Source organism: Burkholderia semiarida (assembly GCF_029268935.1).
GTDB lineage: Bacteria > Pseudomonadota > Gammaproteobacteria > Burkholderiales > Burkholderiaceae > Burkholderia > Burkholderia semiarida.
The window spans coordinates 1-215 of the sequence record NZ_JAHLCL010000022.1 but is presented as its reverse complement, the minus strand read 5'-3'; the positions used below and the strand labels follow the sequence as shown (position 1 = coordinate 215).

Here is a 215-nt window from a genome sequence, read left to right as displayed (position 1 = left end):
TCGACGCGCTCGAGGCGTTCTTCCGTGGCGGCAACCTGCCGCTCGGCAAGACCGACGACGCGAACGAGATCCCGAGCGCGGAACTGCTGGAAGACCGCGTGCAGCAGGCGCTGGAGCTGCTCAGGCGCGTGCGCGCGCGCTGGGAATTCGTGCGCGACCGGCTCGACCAGCCGCTGCGCGAGGCGCAGCACTACCTGGTGCAGCTCGGCTACGAG

The 215-nt window shown here is 70.7% G+C and carries 1 protein-coding gene; it reads left to right on the top strand.

Going from position 1 to position 215, the window contains the following annotated elements; translation table 11 throughout:
- The coding region (locus tag KPB06_RS34440) for a hypothetical protein (RefSeq protein ID WP_275920606.1) at positions 1-215 on the top strand (215 nt) is incomplete at both ends.